This window comes from Luteimonas gilva, from assembly GCF_005239095.1.
GTDB classification, from domain to species: Bacteria; Pseudomonadota; Gammaproteobacteria; order Xanthomonadales; family Xanthomonadaceae; genus Luteimonas_C; species Luteimonas_C gilva.
On the sequence record NZ_SZUA01000001.1, the window covers coordinates 1,259,505 to 1,272,552 of the forward strand.

The 13,048-nt window shown below is 66.3% G+C and carries 15 protein-coding genes; 6 read left to right on the plus strand and 9 right to left on the minus strand.

Features of this window, described 5'->3' with window-relative positions; all coding sequences use genetic code 11:
* Positions 1 to 115: 115 nt before the first annotated feature.
* Together FCE95_RS05920 and FCE95_RS05925 are read right to left on the minus strand one after the other, a co-directional pair.
* Entirely contained in the window at positions 116 to 598 is a 483-nt protein-coding gene (locus tag FCE95_RS05920; protein ID WP_137266017.1) for an acyl-CoA thioesterase, read from the minus strand.
* Positions 595 to 1,056, minus strand: coding sequence for a GNAT family N-acetyltransferase (locus tag FCE95_RS05925; protein ID WP_189644645.1), 462 nt, complete (start codon positions 1,054 to 1,056; stop codon positions 595 to 597). Before FCE95_RS05925 ends, FCE95_RS05920 begins: the two co-directional genes overlap by 4 nt.
* Before the next feature lie 120 nt (positions 1,057 to 1,176).
* Between FCE95_RS05925 and FCE95_RS05930 the strand changes: the two genes are divergently transcribed.
* Complete coding sequence (locus FCE95_RS05930; protein WP_137266019.1) at positions 1,177 to 1,584, plus strand: hypothetical protein; 408 nt, start codon at positions 1,177 to 1,179, stop codon at positions 1,582 to 1,584.
* Between the two features lie 134 nt (positions 1,585 to 1,718).
* On the opposite strand, the gene FCE95_RS05935 is transcribed toward FCE95_RS05930, so the two are convergent.
* Both FCE95_RS05935 and FCE95_RS05940 read right to left on the minus strand, forming a co-directional pair.
* Positions 1,719 to 3,137 carry a M16 family metallopeptidase gene (locus FCE95_RS05935; RefSeq protein ID WP_223266790.1) on the minus strand — a complete coding sequence of 473 codons (1,419 nt, stop codon included), beginning with the start codon at positions 3,135 to 3,137 and terminating at the stop codon, positions 1,719 to 1,721.
* A gap of 10 nt (positions 3,138 to 3,147) precedes the next feature.
* Positions 3,148 to 4,533: a M16 family metallopeptidase gene (locus tag FCE95_RS05940; protein WP_137266020.1), complete on the minus strand. Its 1,386-nt coding sequence runs from the start codon at positions 4,531 to 4,533 to the stop codon at positions 3,148 to 3,150.
* A gap of 138 nt (positions 4,534 to 4,671) precedes the next feature.
* Between FCE95_RS05940 and bla the strand changes: the two genes are divergently transcribed.
* Positions 4,672 to 5,547 carry a subclass B3 metallo-beta-lactamase gene (bla, locus tag FCE95_RS05945; RefSeq protein WP_137266021.1) on the plus strand — a complete coding sequence of 292 codons (876 nt, stop codon included), beginning with the start codon at positions 4,672 to 4,674 and terminating at the stop codon, positions 5,545 to 5,547.
* A complete protein-coding gene (locus FCE95_RS05950; RefSeq protein WP_137266022.1) occupies positions 5,547 to 6,035 on the plus strand; it encodes an NUDIX hydrolase in 489 nt (162 codons plus the stop codon). Before bla ends, FCE95_RS05950 begins: the two co-directional genes overlap by 1 nt.
* 214 nt (positions 6,036 to 6,249) lie before the next feature.
* Here FCE95_RS05950 and FCE95_RS05955 read toward each other — a convergent pair whose 3' ends face one another.
* Positions 6,250 to 6,705, minus strand: a complete 456-nt coding sequence (locus FCE95_RS05955) for a GNAT family N-acetyltransferase (protein ID WP_137266023.1) — start codon at positions 6,703 to 6,705, stop codon at positions 6,250 to 6,252.
* Positions 6,705 to 8,045 (minus strand): dicarboxylate/amino acid:cation symporter, encoded by a 1,341-nt coding sequence (locus FCE95_RS05960; protein WP_137266024.1) that lies wholly within the window; start codon positions 8,043 to 8,045, stop codon positions 6,705 to 6,707. The genes FCE95_RS05955 and FCE95_RS05960 overlap by 1 nt, the downstream gene beginning before the upstream one ends.
* Before the next feature lie 261 nt (positions 8,046 to 8,306).
* Between FCE95_RS05960 and FCE95_RS05965 the strand changes: the two genes are divergently transcribed.
* A complete protein-coding gene (locus FCE95_RS05965) occupies positions 8,307 to 9,080 on the plus strand; it encodes a nuclear transport factor 2 family protein (RefSeq protein ID WP_189644647.1) in 774 nt (257 codons plus the stop codon).
* Positions 9,081 to 9,165: 85 nt separating this feature from the next.
* On the plus strand, positions 9,166 to 10,854 hold the full coding sequence (locus tag FCE95_RS05970; protein ID WP_137266474.1) for an alkaline phosphatase: 1,689 nt from the start codon (positions 9,166 to 9,168) through the stop codon (positions 10,852 to 10,854).
* Between the two features lie 26 nt (positions 10,855 to 10,880).
* On the opposite strand, the gene FCE95_RS05975 is transcribed toward FCE95_RS05970, so the two are convergent.
* On the minus strand, positions 10,881 to 11,501 hold the full coding sequence (locus FCE95_RS05975; protein WP_137266026.1) for a hypothetical protein: 621 nt from the start codon (positions 11,499 to 11,501) through the stop codon (positions 10,881 to 10,883).
* A 119-nt stretch (positions 11,502 to 11,620) separates the two neighbouring features.
* Positions 11,621 to 12,043, minus strand: a complete 423-nt coding sequence (locus FCE95_RS05980; protein WP_137266027.1) for a CopD family protein — start codon at positions 12,041 to 12,043, stop codon at positions 11,621 to 11,623.
* A 56-nt stretch (positions 12,044 to 12,099) separates the two neighbouring features.
* Between FCE95_RS05980 and FCE95_RS05985 the strand changes: the two genes are divergently transcribed.
* A complete protein-coding gene (locus FCE95_RS05985; protein ID WP_137266475.1) occupies positions 12,100 to 12,690 on the plus strand; it encodes a class I SAM-dependent methyltransferase in 591 nt (196 codons plus the stop codon).
* On the opposite strand, the gene FCE95_RS05990 is transcribed toward FCE95_RS05985, so the two are convergent.
* Complete coding sequence (locus tag FCE95_RS05990; RefSeq protein ID WP_137266028.1) at positions 12,683 to 13,045, minus strand: TfoX/Sxy family protein; 363 nt, start codon at positions 13,043 to 13,045, stop codon at positions 12,683 to 12,685. The genes FCE95_RS05985 and FCE95_RS05990 overlap by 8 nt on opposite strands.
* Positions 13,046 to 13,048: the final 3 nt, after the last annotated feature.

Here is a 13,048-nt window from a genome sequence, read left to right on the forward strand (position 1 = left end):
TCCCTTAACGGGAGAGGGACAGGCCCGAAGGGCCAGGGAGAGGGTTCGGCTTTTGACGGAGGGCAACCGCAAATAGCGGAGTCAAAAGCACGCTCTCTACGGGGGGAGGAAAAAACTAACCGCGATACCGCGCGATCGTCTCCTCGATCCCCTTGCTCAAATCCATCACCTTGATCGCGTATTCGGCCAGACGCTTATCGTCTTCCGATGTCGGCACCCAAGGCGGCACCGGCGTCGGCTTGCCTTCCACGCCGTCCAGGGCGACGAACACGATCACGCAATGCGTGCACAGCCGCTCGCCTTGGTCGTCCATCGGATCGCGCGCGCGCACGTCGACCGAGAAATGCATGCTGGTGGTGCCGGTATGCACCAGCTTCGCCGAGACCGTGACCAGATCGCTGATCCGGATCGGCGCGACGAAACGGATCCCGCCCACCGCCACCGTCACGCTGTACTTGCCGCTCCAGCCGACCGCGGCGGCGTAACCGACTTGGTCGATCCATTTCATCACCACGCCGCCGTGCACCTTGCCGCCGTAATTGACGTCGGTGGGTTCGGCCAGGAAGCGGAAATTCAATTCGCGCTGGTGTCCGCTCATGCCGGGGTCTCCATGCGTTCCATGTAGTGGAAAGTAGGTCCGAAACCGAAACGTTCGTACAAGGGGCGGCCCTCGTCGGTGGCGCGCAGTTCCAGCACCGGCACGCCGTCTTGCGCGGCTGCGGCATCCACCGCCGTCAACAAGCGCTTGGCGATGCCGCGGCCGCGATGCGGCGCCAACGTGTACACGTTCATCACGTACCAGCCGCGCCCGGCCGGATTGCGCGCATTGGGCACGCGCTCGAAGGGATTGACCACAACGGTGCCGGCGATTCCGCCCTCCGTCTCGGCCACCCACGCGCGCACGCGCGGCGTGCCCAGCGCCTGCGCGAACCACTGTTCGAGATTGGCAACGAAACCGTTCGGCAGGCGCTGGCCGAGCTCTTCCAGGAAATCCGCCCGCAGCCGCGCCAATCGCGCCGCATCGGCGGGACCGCATTCGCGAATGGCGATATCCATAGCCGGCATCAGCGTCCGAAGAATCGACCCGAAAGGCCGATTATGCGCGGATGCGCGTACTTGCGGGGCGGCGCGCCGAGCGCGATGCTGAAAGCCGTCTCCACCGCACGGAGGGATGCCATGGGGCGCACGATACTCGGCGCCGTCGTCGGCTTGGCCGTGGCGATGCTCGCGATGCTGTTGATCGAAGGCCTGGCCACGATGTTGTTCCCGCCGCCGCCGGGCATCGATCCGAGCAGCGAAGCCGCGCTGGCCGAACTAGTCGCCAAGGCCACGCCGGCGATGAAGGCGATGGTCGTATTCGGCTGGCTGCTGGCGAGCTTCGTCGGCGGCTGGGTCGCGGCGAAGATCTCGCGCGCGCATCGCGTCGGCGCGGCGCTCGTCGTGGGCGCCGCAGTGGTGCTGGGCGTGATCTTCAATGCCGTCGCGCTGCCGTATCCGCTGTGGATGACGGCCTTGGGCGTCTTGCTGCCGATCCCGCTCGCCTGGTGGGCGGCGCGGATCGCCACCCCGCGCGTCGCGTTGTAGGCGGCTTCTTTGTGGGGGCGTCTTTAGCCGCGAGCTTTTACCCGAAGCGAAAGCTCGCGGCTAAAGCCGCTCCCACAAAAAAAGAAACCGGCGCCTGAAGACGCCGGCCGGGGTCTGTCGACCGAAACGAAACCTTACTTGTCGCGGGCCTGGAACTCGCCGTAGGCCTTGAGCTGTTCGGCGATGGCCTTGCCGTCGCCGACCACCACGATCGACTGGTCTTTCGGCGAGTAGTACTTCTTCGCCATCGCCTGCACCTGCGCCGCATCCACGGCACGGATCTTGGGCACGTATTCGCCTAGGAAATTCGACGGCAATCCGATCAGCCAATTCCTGGCCAGCGTCGTCGCCACCGAGCCCTGCATCTGGTTGTTGATCAGATAGCCGCCGGCGACATAGCGCTTGGTGTCGGCCAGTTCCTGCGCGCTCACCGGCTCGTTGCCGAGGCGGTCGAACTCGTAGAAGAACTCCTTCAGCGACGCGCCGGTGACTTCGTTGCGCACGTCCGCCTGCGCGACCACGTTGCCGCCCGCGCGCGCCGCGGACAGGCCCGCGCCGGCGCCGTACGTATAGCCCTTCTCTTCGCGCAGATTGAGGTTGACGCGGCTGCTGAAGCCGCCGCCGAGCACGGTGCTGGCCAGCTGCATCGGCACGTAGTCCGGATCGGTCGCGGCGATCGCCGGACGGCCGATGCGCAAGGTGGACTGCACGCTGCCGTCGCGCTGGATCATCACGAACTGCGGCTTGGCTTCGCGCGGCGCGGCCGGCGTGTCGGGCGCATCGGCGCCCGCGGCCTTCCAATCGCCGAACGCTTTTTCGGCCAAGGCGAAGCCTTCGGCGCCGGTGAGTTTGCCGGTGATCACCAGCAAGGCGCGGTCGGGATGGAAACGGCGCGCGTGTTCTGAACGCAGGTTCTCAGGGGTCAGCGCGGCGATGGTCGATTCGGCGAGCTGCGTGCGCGAATAAGGATGGTCGCCGTAGACCGCCTTGAGCAGCGCACGCGAAGCCTTGAACGCCGGCTGGGCTTCGCTGGCCTTCAGCTCTTGCGCGGCGTTGGCCTGCGCTAGCTTCACTTCGTTCTCCGGGAAAGCGGGCTGGCGGACCACTTCGGCGAGCAGGTCGAGCATGGGCGCGGCATGGCTGGCCAGCGCGTCGGCATAGACGGTGACGCCGTCGTTGCTGGCGCCGGCGCCCAGGCTGCCGCCAAATCCTTGCGCGGTTTCGGCGACCGCCTTCGAATCGCGCTTGGCCGTGCCTTCGTTCAACAAGCCGGCGAACAGGCTAGCGAAACCGGGCGAGGTCGGCGCATCGACGGCCAGGCCGGCGTTGCGCACCGCCAGCACGTAGTCCACGCGCGGCAAGCCGTTGCGCGGCACGACCCACACTTCCAGGCCGTTGGCGAGCGTCTTCTTCTCGATTTGCGGCACCGGCAGCGGCTTGTCGGGCGCGTACGGCGGCAGATCCTTGGGCAGGACGACGGCGTCGCGCGCCGTCGCGGCGCCGCAGAAGGCCAGGGAAATCGCGAGCGCGATGGAGGTCTTGGTCAGCGTCATCGTCGTCTCCTCAGTCCTTCTTCGCTGCGGCGGGCGCGGCGGGCTTCAGCATCGCGGCCGGCTTGCGGTCGATCACGGTGCGATTGGGCGTGGTCAGATACGTGGCGGCGACGCGCTTCACGTCTTCGGACGTCACCGCGTCGATCCAGCCGGGAATCTGGTTGGCGACGTTCGCGTCGCCCCACAGCGTCTGCAGCCGGGCCAGCTTGTCGGCGCGCTGCAGGAACATCTCCATGCCGTTGTACCAATCGGCCAGCAACTGGGTCTTGACCCGGGCGAGCGTGGCGTCGTCAACGCCGTCCTTCGCGACCTTGGCGATTTCTTCGTCCATCGCCTTGAGCAGCGTGTCGGCGTCGGTGGTGGGCTTGTACAGCGCGAACACCGTGAACAGCGTGGGGCCGTCGTATTCCCATTCGCTGGTCAGGCCGTACAACGACTCCACGTTGAGCGCGAGCTCGCGGCCTTTCACCAGGCCCTGGTAGAAGCGCGAAGCGTCGCCGCCGGCGAGCAGCGCGCCCAGCACGGCCATCGGCGCCTGGTCCTTGCTGCCGCGGTCGGGCATCTTCCACGCCGCCGCGATGGCCGGCACCTGGGCCAGCGCGTCGCTCTGCTGCACGCGTTTTTCCTGCGTGTTCAGGCCTTCGCGGAAATCGGTCGGCGGCGGCGTCTTGCGCGCCGGGATGCCGCCGAAATACTTCTTCGCCAAAGCGAAGCCCTGCTCGGGCGTGATGTCGCCGGCGATGCTCAGCACCGCGTTGTTGGGGCCGTAGTAATCGCGGTGGAATTGTTCGACGTCCTTCAGATTGGCGTTTTCCAAGTCTTGGAAGCTGCCGTAGCCGTCGTGGTTGTTCTCCCACTTCTGGAACGCGTGCTGGCCGATGTCGATCCACATGAAGCCGCCGTAGGGCTGATTCTTCACGTTGACCCGGATTTCTTCCTTCACCACGTCCTGCTGATTCTTCAGCGTCGCCGGATTGAAGTCGAGCGTCTTCATGCGGTCGGCTTCGAGCCAGAGCAGCGATTCGATCGCCGATACCGGCGCGGTTTCGACGTAATTGGTGAAATCGGCGCGGGTGGAGCCGTTGTTGCGGCCGCCGCCGCCGGTGATCACGGTGTCGAACACGCCCTTCTTCGCGTTCGGCGTGCCTTGGAACATCAGGTGCTCGAACAAGTGTGCGAAACCGGTGCGGTTCTTGGGCTCCAGGCGCATGCCGACGTGGTACACGACGCTGACCCCGACCACCGGCGCGCTGTGGTCCTCGGAAACGACGACGGTCAGGCCGTTGTCGAGCTTCTGGGTGGCGATAGGCAGGTTCCAGCGGTCCGCGTCGGCGGCGAAGGCCGTGCCGACGGCGAAGCAACCGACCAGCAATCCGGCTAGGCGACGTGCTTGCATACGAAATCCCCAACTTGAGTGGGTGCAGGCTACCTAGCCGACGGGGGCCGTCCACAGGGCCGAAAGTAACGCGGCGGGCTGGCGGGCGGCACGCCGGATCGCCGACACTGTGCATCTTCCACACGGAAACGCATCGCGATGCCTTCGCTCCGCTCGGCCGCCGCCGTCGTCGGCTTGTCGCTGTCCCTGGGTTGTTCTTCCGCCGCCGAACCGGCGCTGCCGCAATTGCGCGCTTACGAGGTCGACGAGAGCTGGCGCCAGCCGATACCGCCGTTCCAGTTGGCCGACAACACCTGGTACATCGGCACGCAAGGGCTGAGCGTCGTATTGGTGAAGACGCCCGAAGGCGCGGTCTTGATCGACGGCGGCATGCCGCAGGCGGCGCCGATGCTGCTCGAGCGCCTGCGCACTTTGGGCGTGAAGCCCGGCGAGTTGAAGTACATCCTGTCCAGCCACGCGCACGCCGACCACGCCGGCGCATTGGCCGCGCTCAAGCGCGGCACCGGCGCGCGCGTAGCCGTCGGCGCGGAAAGCGCGGCGCTGCTGGCGCGCGGCGGCAGCGACGACATCCATTACGGCGACGCGCTGCCGTTCCCGCCGGTGCAGGCCGACCGCATTCTGATGGACGGAGAAGCCATCGAACTGGGCGGCATCCGCCTGGTCGCGCATTTCACGCCCGGCCACACGCCCGGCAGCACCAGTTGGACTTGGACCGACCGCCGCGACGGCAAGGACGTGCGCATCGCTTACGCCGACAGTTTGTCCACGCCCGATTATCGCTTGATCGGCAATGCCCGCTACCCGCGCATCGTCGACGACTACCGCCGCAGCTTCGCCGTCGTGCGCGCCCTGCCCTGCGACGTGCTGCTGACGCCGCATCCGGGCGCCAGCGGTTGGACGCCGGAAAAGACGTCCGCGCCGCACCCCGAACCGATGACTTGCCGCGGATACGCCGACGGGGCCGAGCGCAATTTCGATGCGGAATTGAAGAAGCAGCGCGAGGCCGCGCGCTGATGCCCTACACGCCGATCGTCGCCACGCTGGGCTATGTGCTGTCGCCGGACGGCCGCCAAGTGTTGATGCTGCATCGCAATGCGCGCGAAGACGACCACCATTTGGGCAAATACAACGGCCTGGGCGGCAAGATCGAACCGGACGAGGACGTGCTGGCCGGCATGCGCCGCGAAATCCGCGAGGAAGCCGGAATCGATTGCGAGGAATTGCAACTGCGCGGCACGATCAGCTGGCCCGGCTTCGGCAAGCATGGCGAAGATTGGCTGGGCTTCGTGTTCGTGGTGACCCGGTTTTCCGGAACGCCGCTCGAACGCAATCCAGAAGGCGCCTTGGAATGGGTCGACATCGGCCGCCTGCACGAATTGCCGATGTGGGAAGGCGACCGCGAGTTCCTGCCGCTGGTGTTCGATAGCGATCCGCGGCCGTTCCATGGCGTGATGCCGTATCGGGACGGGAAAATGGTGTCGTGGCGCTATTCGCGGGCGTGATGCGCCCCCCTCTCCCGCTTGCGGGGCGAAGCGGCGCTGCTTGCGTGGCACCGCCGCGCGCGCCGCTGAGCGCCTGCGCGTAAGCGCAGGCCGGGCCGGGGCGCGGAGCGTGGGCTGGGATGAGGGTGCGCAACGACTGTTTGGCGCGACCGGCGCGTCCGCGCGCCCTCACCCAACCCTCTCCCGCAAGCGGGAGAGGGCTTCGATCGCAGCGTTACGGCGCGGCTTCCAGATAGCTCGTGTCGCGCTCGCCGCCCGGCCCCATCACGTACTCCATGTTCACCGCGAGCGGCGCGCTCTCGACGAAGCCGAACTTTTGGTAGAGATACTTCGCATCGCCGTCGGCGACCAGGGTGACGTAGGCCGATTCAGGCACATTGCGCTGGATCCAAGCATCGAGTGCGGCCATCACCCGCCGACCCAGGCCTTGGCCCTGGAATTCCGGCACGATCGCGATGTCGACGACGGTGAAGAAACAGCCGTTGTCGCCGATGATGCGGCCCATGCCGACCGTCTCGCCGTCGCGCTGCAGGCTGACGCCATACAGCGTGTTCGGCAGCGCCCGCGTCGCCGCTTCGGCCGTTTTGGCGTGCATGCCGGCCGCCGAGCGGATCCGCAAATAATCCTCCACGCCCGGGAAACGCTCGACCAGCTCGATCGCCTCGCCCATCACGCGCGCTCCTTCGCGTCTACTTCCGTCTTCTCGTCTTCGGCGATGCCGACGTTGCTGGAAGCCGCTTCGTAGATCTCGCGGTCGAGCAGCCCCGTTTCCTTCGCCACCAGCACCGGCACCAGCATCTGGCCGGTGACGTTGGTCATCGTGCGCATCATGTCCAGGATGCGGTCGATCGCGTACAGATAACCGATCGCCTCCAGCGGCAATCCGGCCGCGCTCAGCACCACCGTGGCCATGATCACCGCGGTGCCCGGAACGCCGGCGGTGCCGAAGCTGCCCAGCACCGACGCCAGTACGATGATCAGGTATTGCCCCATCGACAGTTCGATGCCCGCGTATTGGGAGATGAACACCGCCGCGAGCGCCGGATAGATCGCACCGCAGCCGTCCATCTTGATGCTGGCGCCCAACGGCACCGCGAACGCGGCGTAATCGCGGTCCACGCCATGGTTATGGACCACGCTGCGCAGCGACACCGGCATCGCCGCGAAGCTGGACGAAGCGACGAAACCGACCTGCATCGCCGGCGCCGCGCCGCGGAAGAATTTCAGCGGATTCAGGCCGTGCGCCAGCAACAGGCCGGTGTAGACCACCACGATGTGGAAGGCGCAAGCCGCGTACAACGCGATCACGAAACTGCCCAGCGGCAGCAGCTTCTCGAAACCGTAAGCGCCGACCAGCCCGGCGATCAGGCCGAAGGTGCCGATCGGGGTGAACTCGAGCACGAACCGCGTCACTTGGATCATGGTTTCGCTGGCTTCTCCGGCCAGCTTGCGCAGGTTGGCGGTCTTTTCGCCAAGCTTGACGAAAGCGAAGCCGATCAATCCGGCGAAGAAGATCACCTGCAGCACGGTGCCGTTGCTCGGCACCAGCACCGACTTGCCTTCCGCCGTCTTGCCCACGTCGGTCGCCGACAGCGCGCGGAACGGATTCTGCGGCACGATGTTGAACAGCACGTCCAGCGGGCCCGGCACTTCCTTGGGTTTGTAGTCGGCCGCGATCTGCAATCCGCTGACGCCGCTGCCCGGCTTGAACACGAAGCCCGCCGCCAGGCCGACGCATACCGCCAGCACCGCCGTCATCGCGAACCAGGCGAAGGTGCGGCCGCCGAGAGCGGCGATCGATTTCTGCCCGTGCAGCGAGCCCACCGCGCTGATCACCGCGAAGAACACCAGCGGGATCGCGATCATCTTGATCAGATTGACGTAGACGTCGCCGAGCGGCTCGAACCATTTCGCCGCGTTCTCGCCGAAGGCCAGGCCGGCCAGCGCGCCCAGGACGAAACCGGCCAGCACGCGCTGCCAGAACGGGATGCGGAACCACCATTTCAGCATGGGAACGGCTCGATTCGGTCCAAACCCCGACGATACCTCATCCGGGCGCGGCGGACAGTCGGCGATGCGCAACGCCGGCGTTCCATCCGTGGGCGGACCGCTCCGGGCCATCGTTCGAAAGAAGCGAACGATGCCGGCGATATCTTCGATATTCGCGGATCGGCCGCCTGACTATGGTGTTCCTCGGATTCAGGAAGCCGCGAATCCAGTGCCGGCCCGTCGCGCCGAAACGCCGAACCCCGTCCTCTCATGGAGTCGCCGATGCTGTTGCCGCTTTTGCTCGCCTCTTCCGCCGCCGCCTTCCCCGCCGACGTGGTCGCGCCGGTGCGGGAATATCTCCGCGCCAACGCCACTCAAACCGCGAAACCGCTGGAGCGGGCCTTCCATCCGACCGCTCAGATGTATTGGGTAGGTCAGGACGGCGACGTCCTGATCCGCACCATGGCCGAGTGGCGCCAGCTGATGGCCGACGGAAAACACAAGGCCCGTTTCGAGCAAACGATCGTCGCTCTCGACCGCAGCGGCGATGCGGCCGTGGCGACGGTCGAAGGCAATCGCGACGGCAAGCCGTTGACCGATTATCTGTTGCTGATGAAGCTGCAAGGCGAATGGAAGATCGTCGGCAAGGTCTTCGCTTCGGCGCCGCGCCCGGCCGAGACCGACCCCGCAACCGCCGCGGAGTTGCGCGCCGTGGTGCGAGCCAAGCTGCGCAGCGACCTGAGCTTCAACGGCGACGAACTGCTGCGGACGCAGCAACCGCGCGCCATGTTCTTCAATTTGGATTTGGAACAACTGGTGGCCGTCTCCGCTCAGGAATGGGCGGCGCGCTTCGACCGCCGGCGCAAGGAGGGCTCGACCCTGAAGCCGCTGTCGCAGAAGATCGATACGGTCGCCGCCACCGGCGACGTCGGCTATGCGCGCTGGACGGTCGACTGGTCCAGCGGCCGCCGGATCGTCGATTACGCTCTGCTGATCCGCCAGGGCGGCCAATGGCGCATGGTCAATACCGCCTGGGTGCAACACGACGGCCGCTAGAACCTTGGCATAATTCGACGCGGCCTTTTGGGCCGCTATTTTTCTCACCATTCCGGAATACCCGATGCCTCGAACCCGCATCCGCATGCCCCGCTCCGGCCGAGCGATAGCCGCTTCCTGCTTGGCCGTCCTGCTCGCCGCCTGCGCGGCGCAGCCCGCGCACGAGAACGCGTCCGCGGCCGTGCGCGTGGACGTTCCGTCGATCCGACATCCCGACGGCGAAAACGCCGCATGGTGGTTCCGCGACGGCGCGGCGCAAGCCGCCGAACGCGGCGCGATGCGCGGACGCGCCAAGAACGTGATCCTGTTCGTCGGCGACGGCATGAGCCTGACCACGGTCGCCGCCGCGCGCATCCTGCAAGGCCAGCGCAACGGCGGGCCAGGCGAAAACAACCGGCTCAGCTGGGAACGCTTCCCCGATACCGCGCTCAGCAAGACCTACAACACAGATTCGCAGACGCCCGATTCGGCCGGCACCATGACCGCGATGATCACCGGCGTGAAAACGCGCGCGGGCATGCTCAGCGTAGGCCAGTCGGCCAAGCGCAAAGACTGCAGCGAAGCCTTGAAGGCGCCCTTGCTGAGCGCCTTGGAGTTGGCCGAAAGCGCGAACATGGCCACCGGCATCGTCACCACCGCGCGCGTCACCCACGCCACCCCGGGCGCCACTTATGCGCACACCTCGGAGCGCAATTGGGAAGGCGACACCGAGCTCAGCGAAACCGCGCGCAGCGAAGGTTGCGCCGACATCGCGCGGCAACTGATCGAGACGCCGTTCGGCGACGGACCCGAAGTGGTCTTCGGCGGCGGACGCGAATACTTCATGACCGTCGAACAACGCGATCCGGAGGAGGACGACAAGGTGGGCGGGCGCCTGGACGGCCGCGATTTGATCGGCGAATGGCGGGCCAAGCGTCCGGGCGGCGCCTACGTCTGGAATCGCGAGCAGTTGAACGCGGCGCGCGGCAAAACGCCGATCCTGGGCTTGTTCGAATACGACCACCTGCATTTCGACTACGACCGCAAGGACGATCCGGGCGAACCGAGCCTGGCCGAATTGACCAAGGATGCGATCCAGCGCCTGCAATCCTCGCCCAACGGCTATTTCCTGATGGTCGAAGGCGGCCGCATCGATCACGCCAACCACTACGGCAACGCCTACCGCGCGCTGACCGACACGATCGCGCTGTCCGACGCGGTGCAGGCCGCCGCGGACCTGACTTCCGACCAGGACACGCTGATCCTGGTCACCGCCGACCATTCGCACACGCTGACCTTCGTCGGCTATCCGCAGCGCGGCAATCCCATCCTCGGCAAAGTGCGCGGCAGCAGCGGCGAGGACGAAGGCGGCGACCTGGCCATGGACGCGACCGGCCTGCCCTACACCACGCTGGCCTATATGAACGGGCCGGGCAACACCGGCGCGACCTCGTCGCAACCGGCCGGGCCGAAAAAATTCTTCCACGCCGGCAAGGAATACGAATCCGCGAACGGACGGCCCAACCTGACCGACGTGAACACCGAAGACCCGGACTACATGCAGGAAGCGCTGGTGCCCTTAGCCAACGAAAGCCACGGCGGCGACGACGTCGGCATCTGGGCGCGCGGCCCGGGCAGCGACGCCGTGCGCGGCAGCGTCGAACAAAACACGATCTTCCACTTCATGGTGCAAGCCACGCCGAAAATGCGCGAACGGCTGTGCGCGGCGGGCTTGTGCGACGCGAACGGCGTACCCGTAGAACTGCCCAAACCCGGCGATTTCCGGGCCCGTTGATCCGGCGGCCGAGCCGTCGGCGCCCGTTAGGTAACGCGCCTCGTCCGAGGCGCGGCGCCTATCATTTTCGGCCGCACCGGCTCGTCGTAGGTCGCCAGCACAAGGTCGACTACCCAGCGCCGTTCCTGCGCGCGCTCGACGTGGTCCATCGTGGCGACGCGCGCGTCGAATCCCTCCGGCGCGCGTTCTCCGGGGGCGAGAGTCCAAGCCGTGACCAGCCTGTCGAATCGGCCCAAACGCCCGAACTTGTAGACGCTCGAGCTGACCAGCGTGCCGCTTCGATTGGAGTCCAGCCCGATCCAGTGCAGCGCACGTTCTCCCGGCCAGTTCATTTCGATGCCGACATCGATGTAGTCCATGCGATGCCGCGCGAACATGTTGTCGAGCTCGACCGAACGTTTTTCCACTTTTCCCATCACCTTGCGTTCGATCCTGCCTTGGGCGTCCGTAACCAAATGCACGCCCGCATCGGGCGAGCGCGGGCTTTTCTCGGTGCTCAGCACCATGCGGACCGGGACGTGCGCAAGCGGACTTCCGTCCGAGCGCACCAACTGCATCCGCACTTCCACCATTTCCTCGGCCTTGGACGCGCCCGTATCGCAGGCGACCAATCCGAGCGCCGTCATCACCGTCCATATCGTTTTCATCGCCATCCCCGCTTCCTATAACGGCCGTCGCCCAGGCTGGGGACGGGAGCAGGCTGATAGACGACGATCGAAGCCGGACCCGGCCATGGAACGGCCGGTACGGCACACACCAGAGCGCTTCAGAAAGGCTTGGCCAGCACTAGGTAAACCACACCGATCAACAGCAGGACCGGCGCCTCGTTGAACAATCGCAAGGTCTTGGCCGATGGAAGTGCGCGTCCCGCATCGGCGCCCTTCAGCCACCGGCCCGCCACGATGTAGTGCGTCAACATCAGGATCACCAGCACCAATTTGGCGTGCAGCCATTCGCCGGCGATGCCGAAGTGCAGCCACAGCGTCAGCCCCAACGCCGCGGCCAAGCCGAACATGATGTGGCCGAAGCGGTACAGCCGGCGGCCCATCAATATCAGCCTCGCCCGCACCGCGGCGTCGCCGCCGGCTTCGACGATGTTGACCAGGATCCGCGGCAGATAGAACACGCCGCCCATCCAGGCCATCACGAACACCACGTGCGCGGTCTTGGTCCACAGATAGGCTTGCATGCGCGGCTCCGAGTCGTTCGCGCTAGGATGATACGACGATGGCCGCATTCCGACACATGGGCAAGCAATACGACGCGCGGTATTTCCAACGCTGGTACCGGGAGAGCTGGATCGGCGGCAACGCCCGGCTCGCGCGCAAGGTCGCCATGGCGGTCGCGGTAGCGGAATACCATTTGCAGCGGCCGATCCGCAGCGTGCTCGATATCGGCTGCGGGGAAGGCGCCTGGCGCGCGCCGCTGCTGAAGCTACGGCCGAAGCTGCGGTATCTGGGCTTCGACGGCAGCGAGTACGCGGTGCGGCGCTACGGCTCCCGCCGCAACCTGCACCTGGCTCGCTTCGGCGATTTCGCCGAACTGCGGCCGTGCGCGCCGGCCGACCTGCTGGTCTGCAGCGACGTGCTGCATTACCTTTCCGCCCGCGAACTCGACCGCGGCCTGCCGGGACTGGTCGAACTGTGCGGCGGCGTCGCCTTCCTGGAAACGTTCGCCCGCGAAGACGAAGCCGAAGGCGACGAGGACGAGTTCCGCAACCGCCCCGCTTCTTTCTACCGCAAACGCTTCGAAGCGCTGGGCTTGCGCCAAGCCGGTTCGCATTGCTGGTTGTCGCCGGGGTTGGCCGGCGACGCGACCGCGCTGGAAATCAGCTGACCTTTTTCTTGCGCTTCGGCTTGGCCGCGGGTTTGCGCCGCGCGGCTTCCAGCGCCCGTTGCGCCCACGGGCGCATCGCATCGGGCGAGTCCATCGCCGTCTCGGGCGCGGACCAATAACTGGTTTCCACGATGCGGCCGCGCCCTTCGAACACGAAAGGCGCCGAGCCGACCTGTTCGAACTCCGAACGCGTTTCGGCGTCGGTCTTCAAATAGAAGGTTTCTTCGGCTACGAGGCCGGCCATCAGGCCGTCGACGTAGACGCCCCAACCGCCGAACATCCGCCGCGCCGAGGTGGCGCCCAACGGCGCCAGCAATTCCAGCAGATAGTCGACGAAGGGGTCGCGCGCGGCCATGGC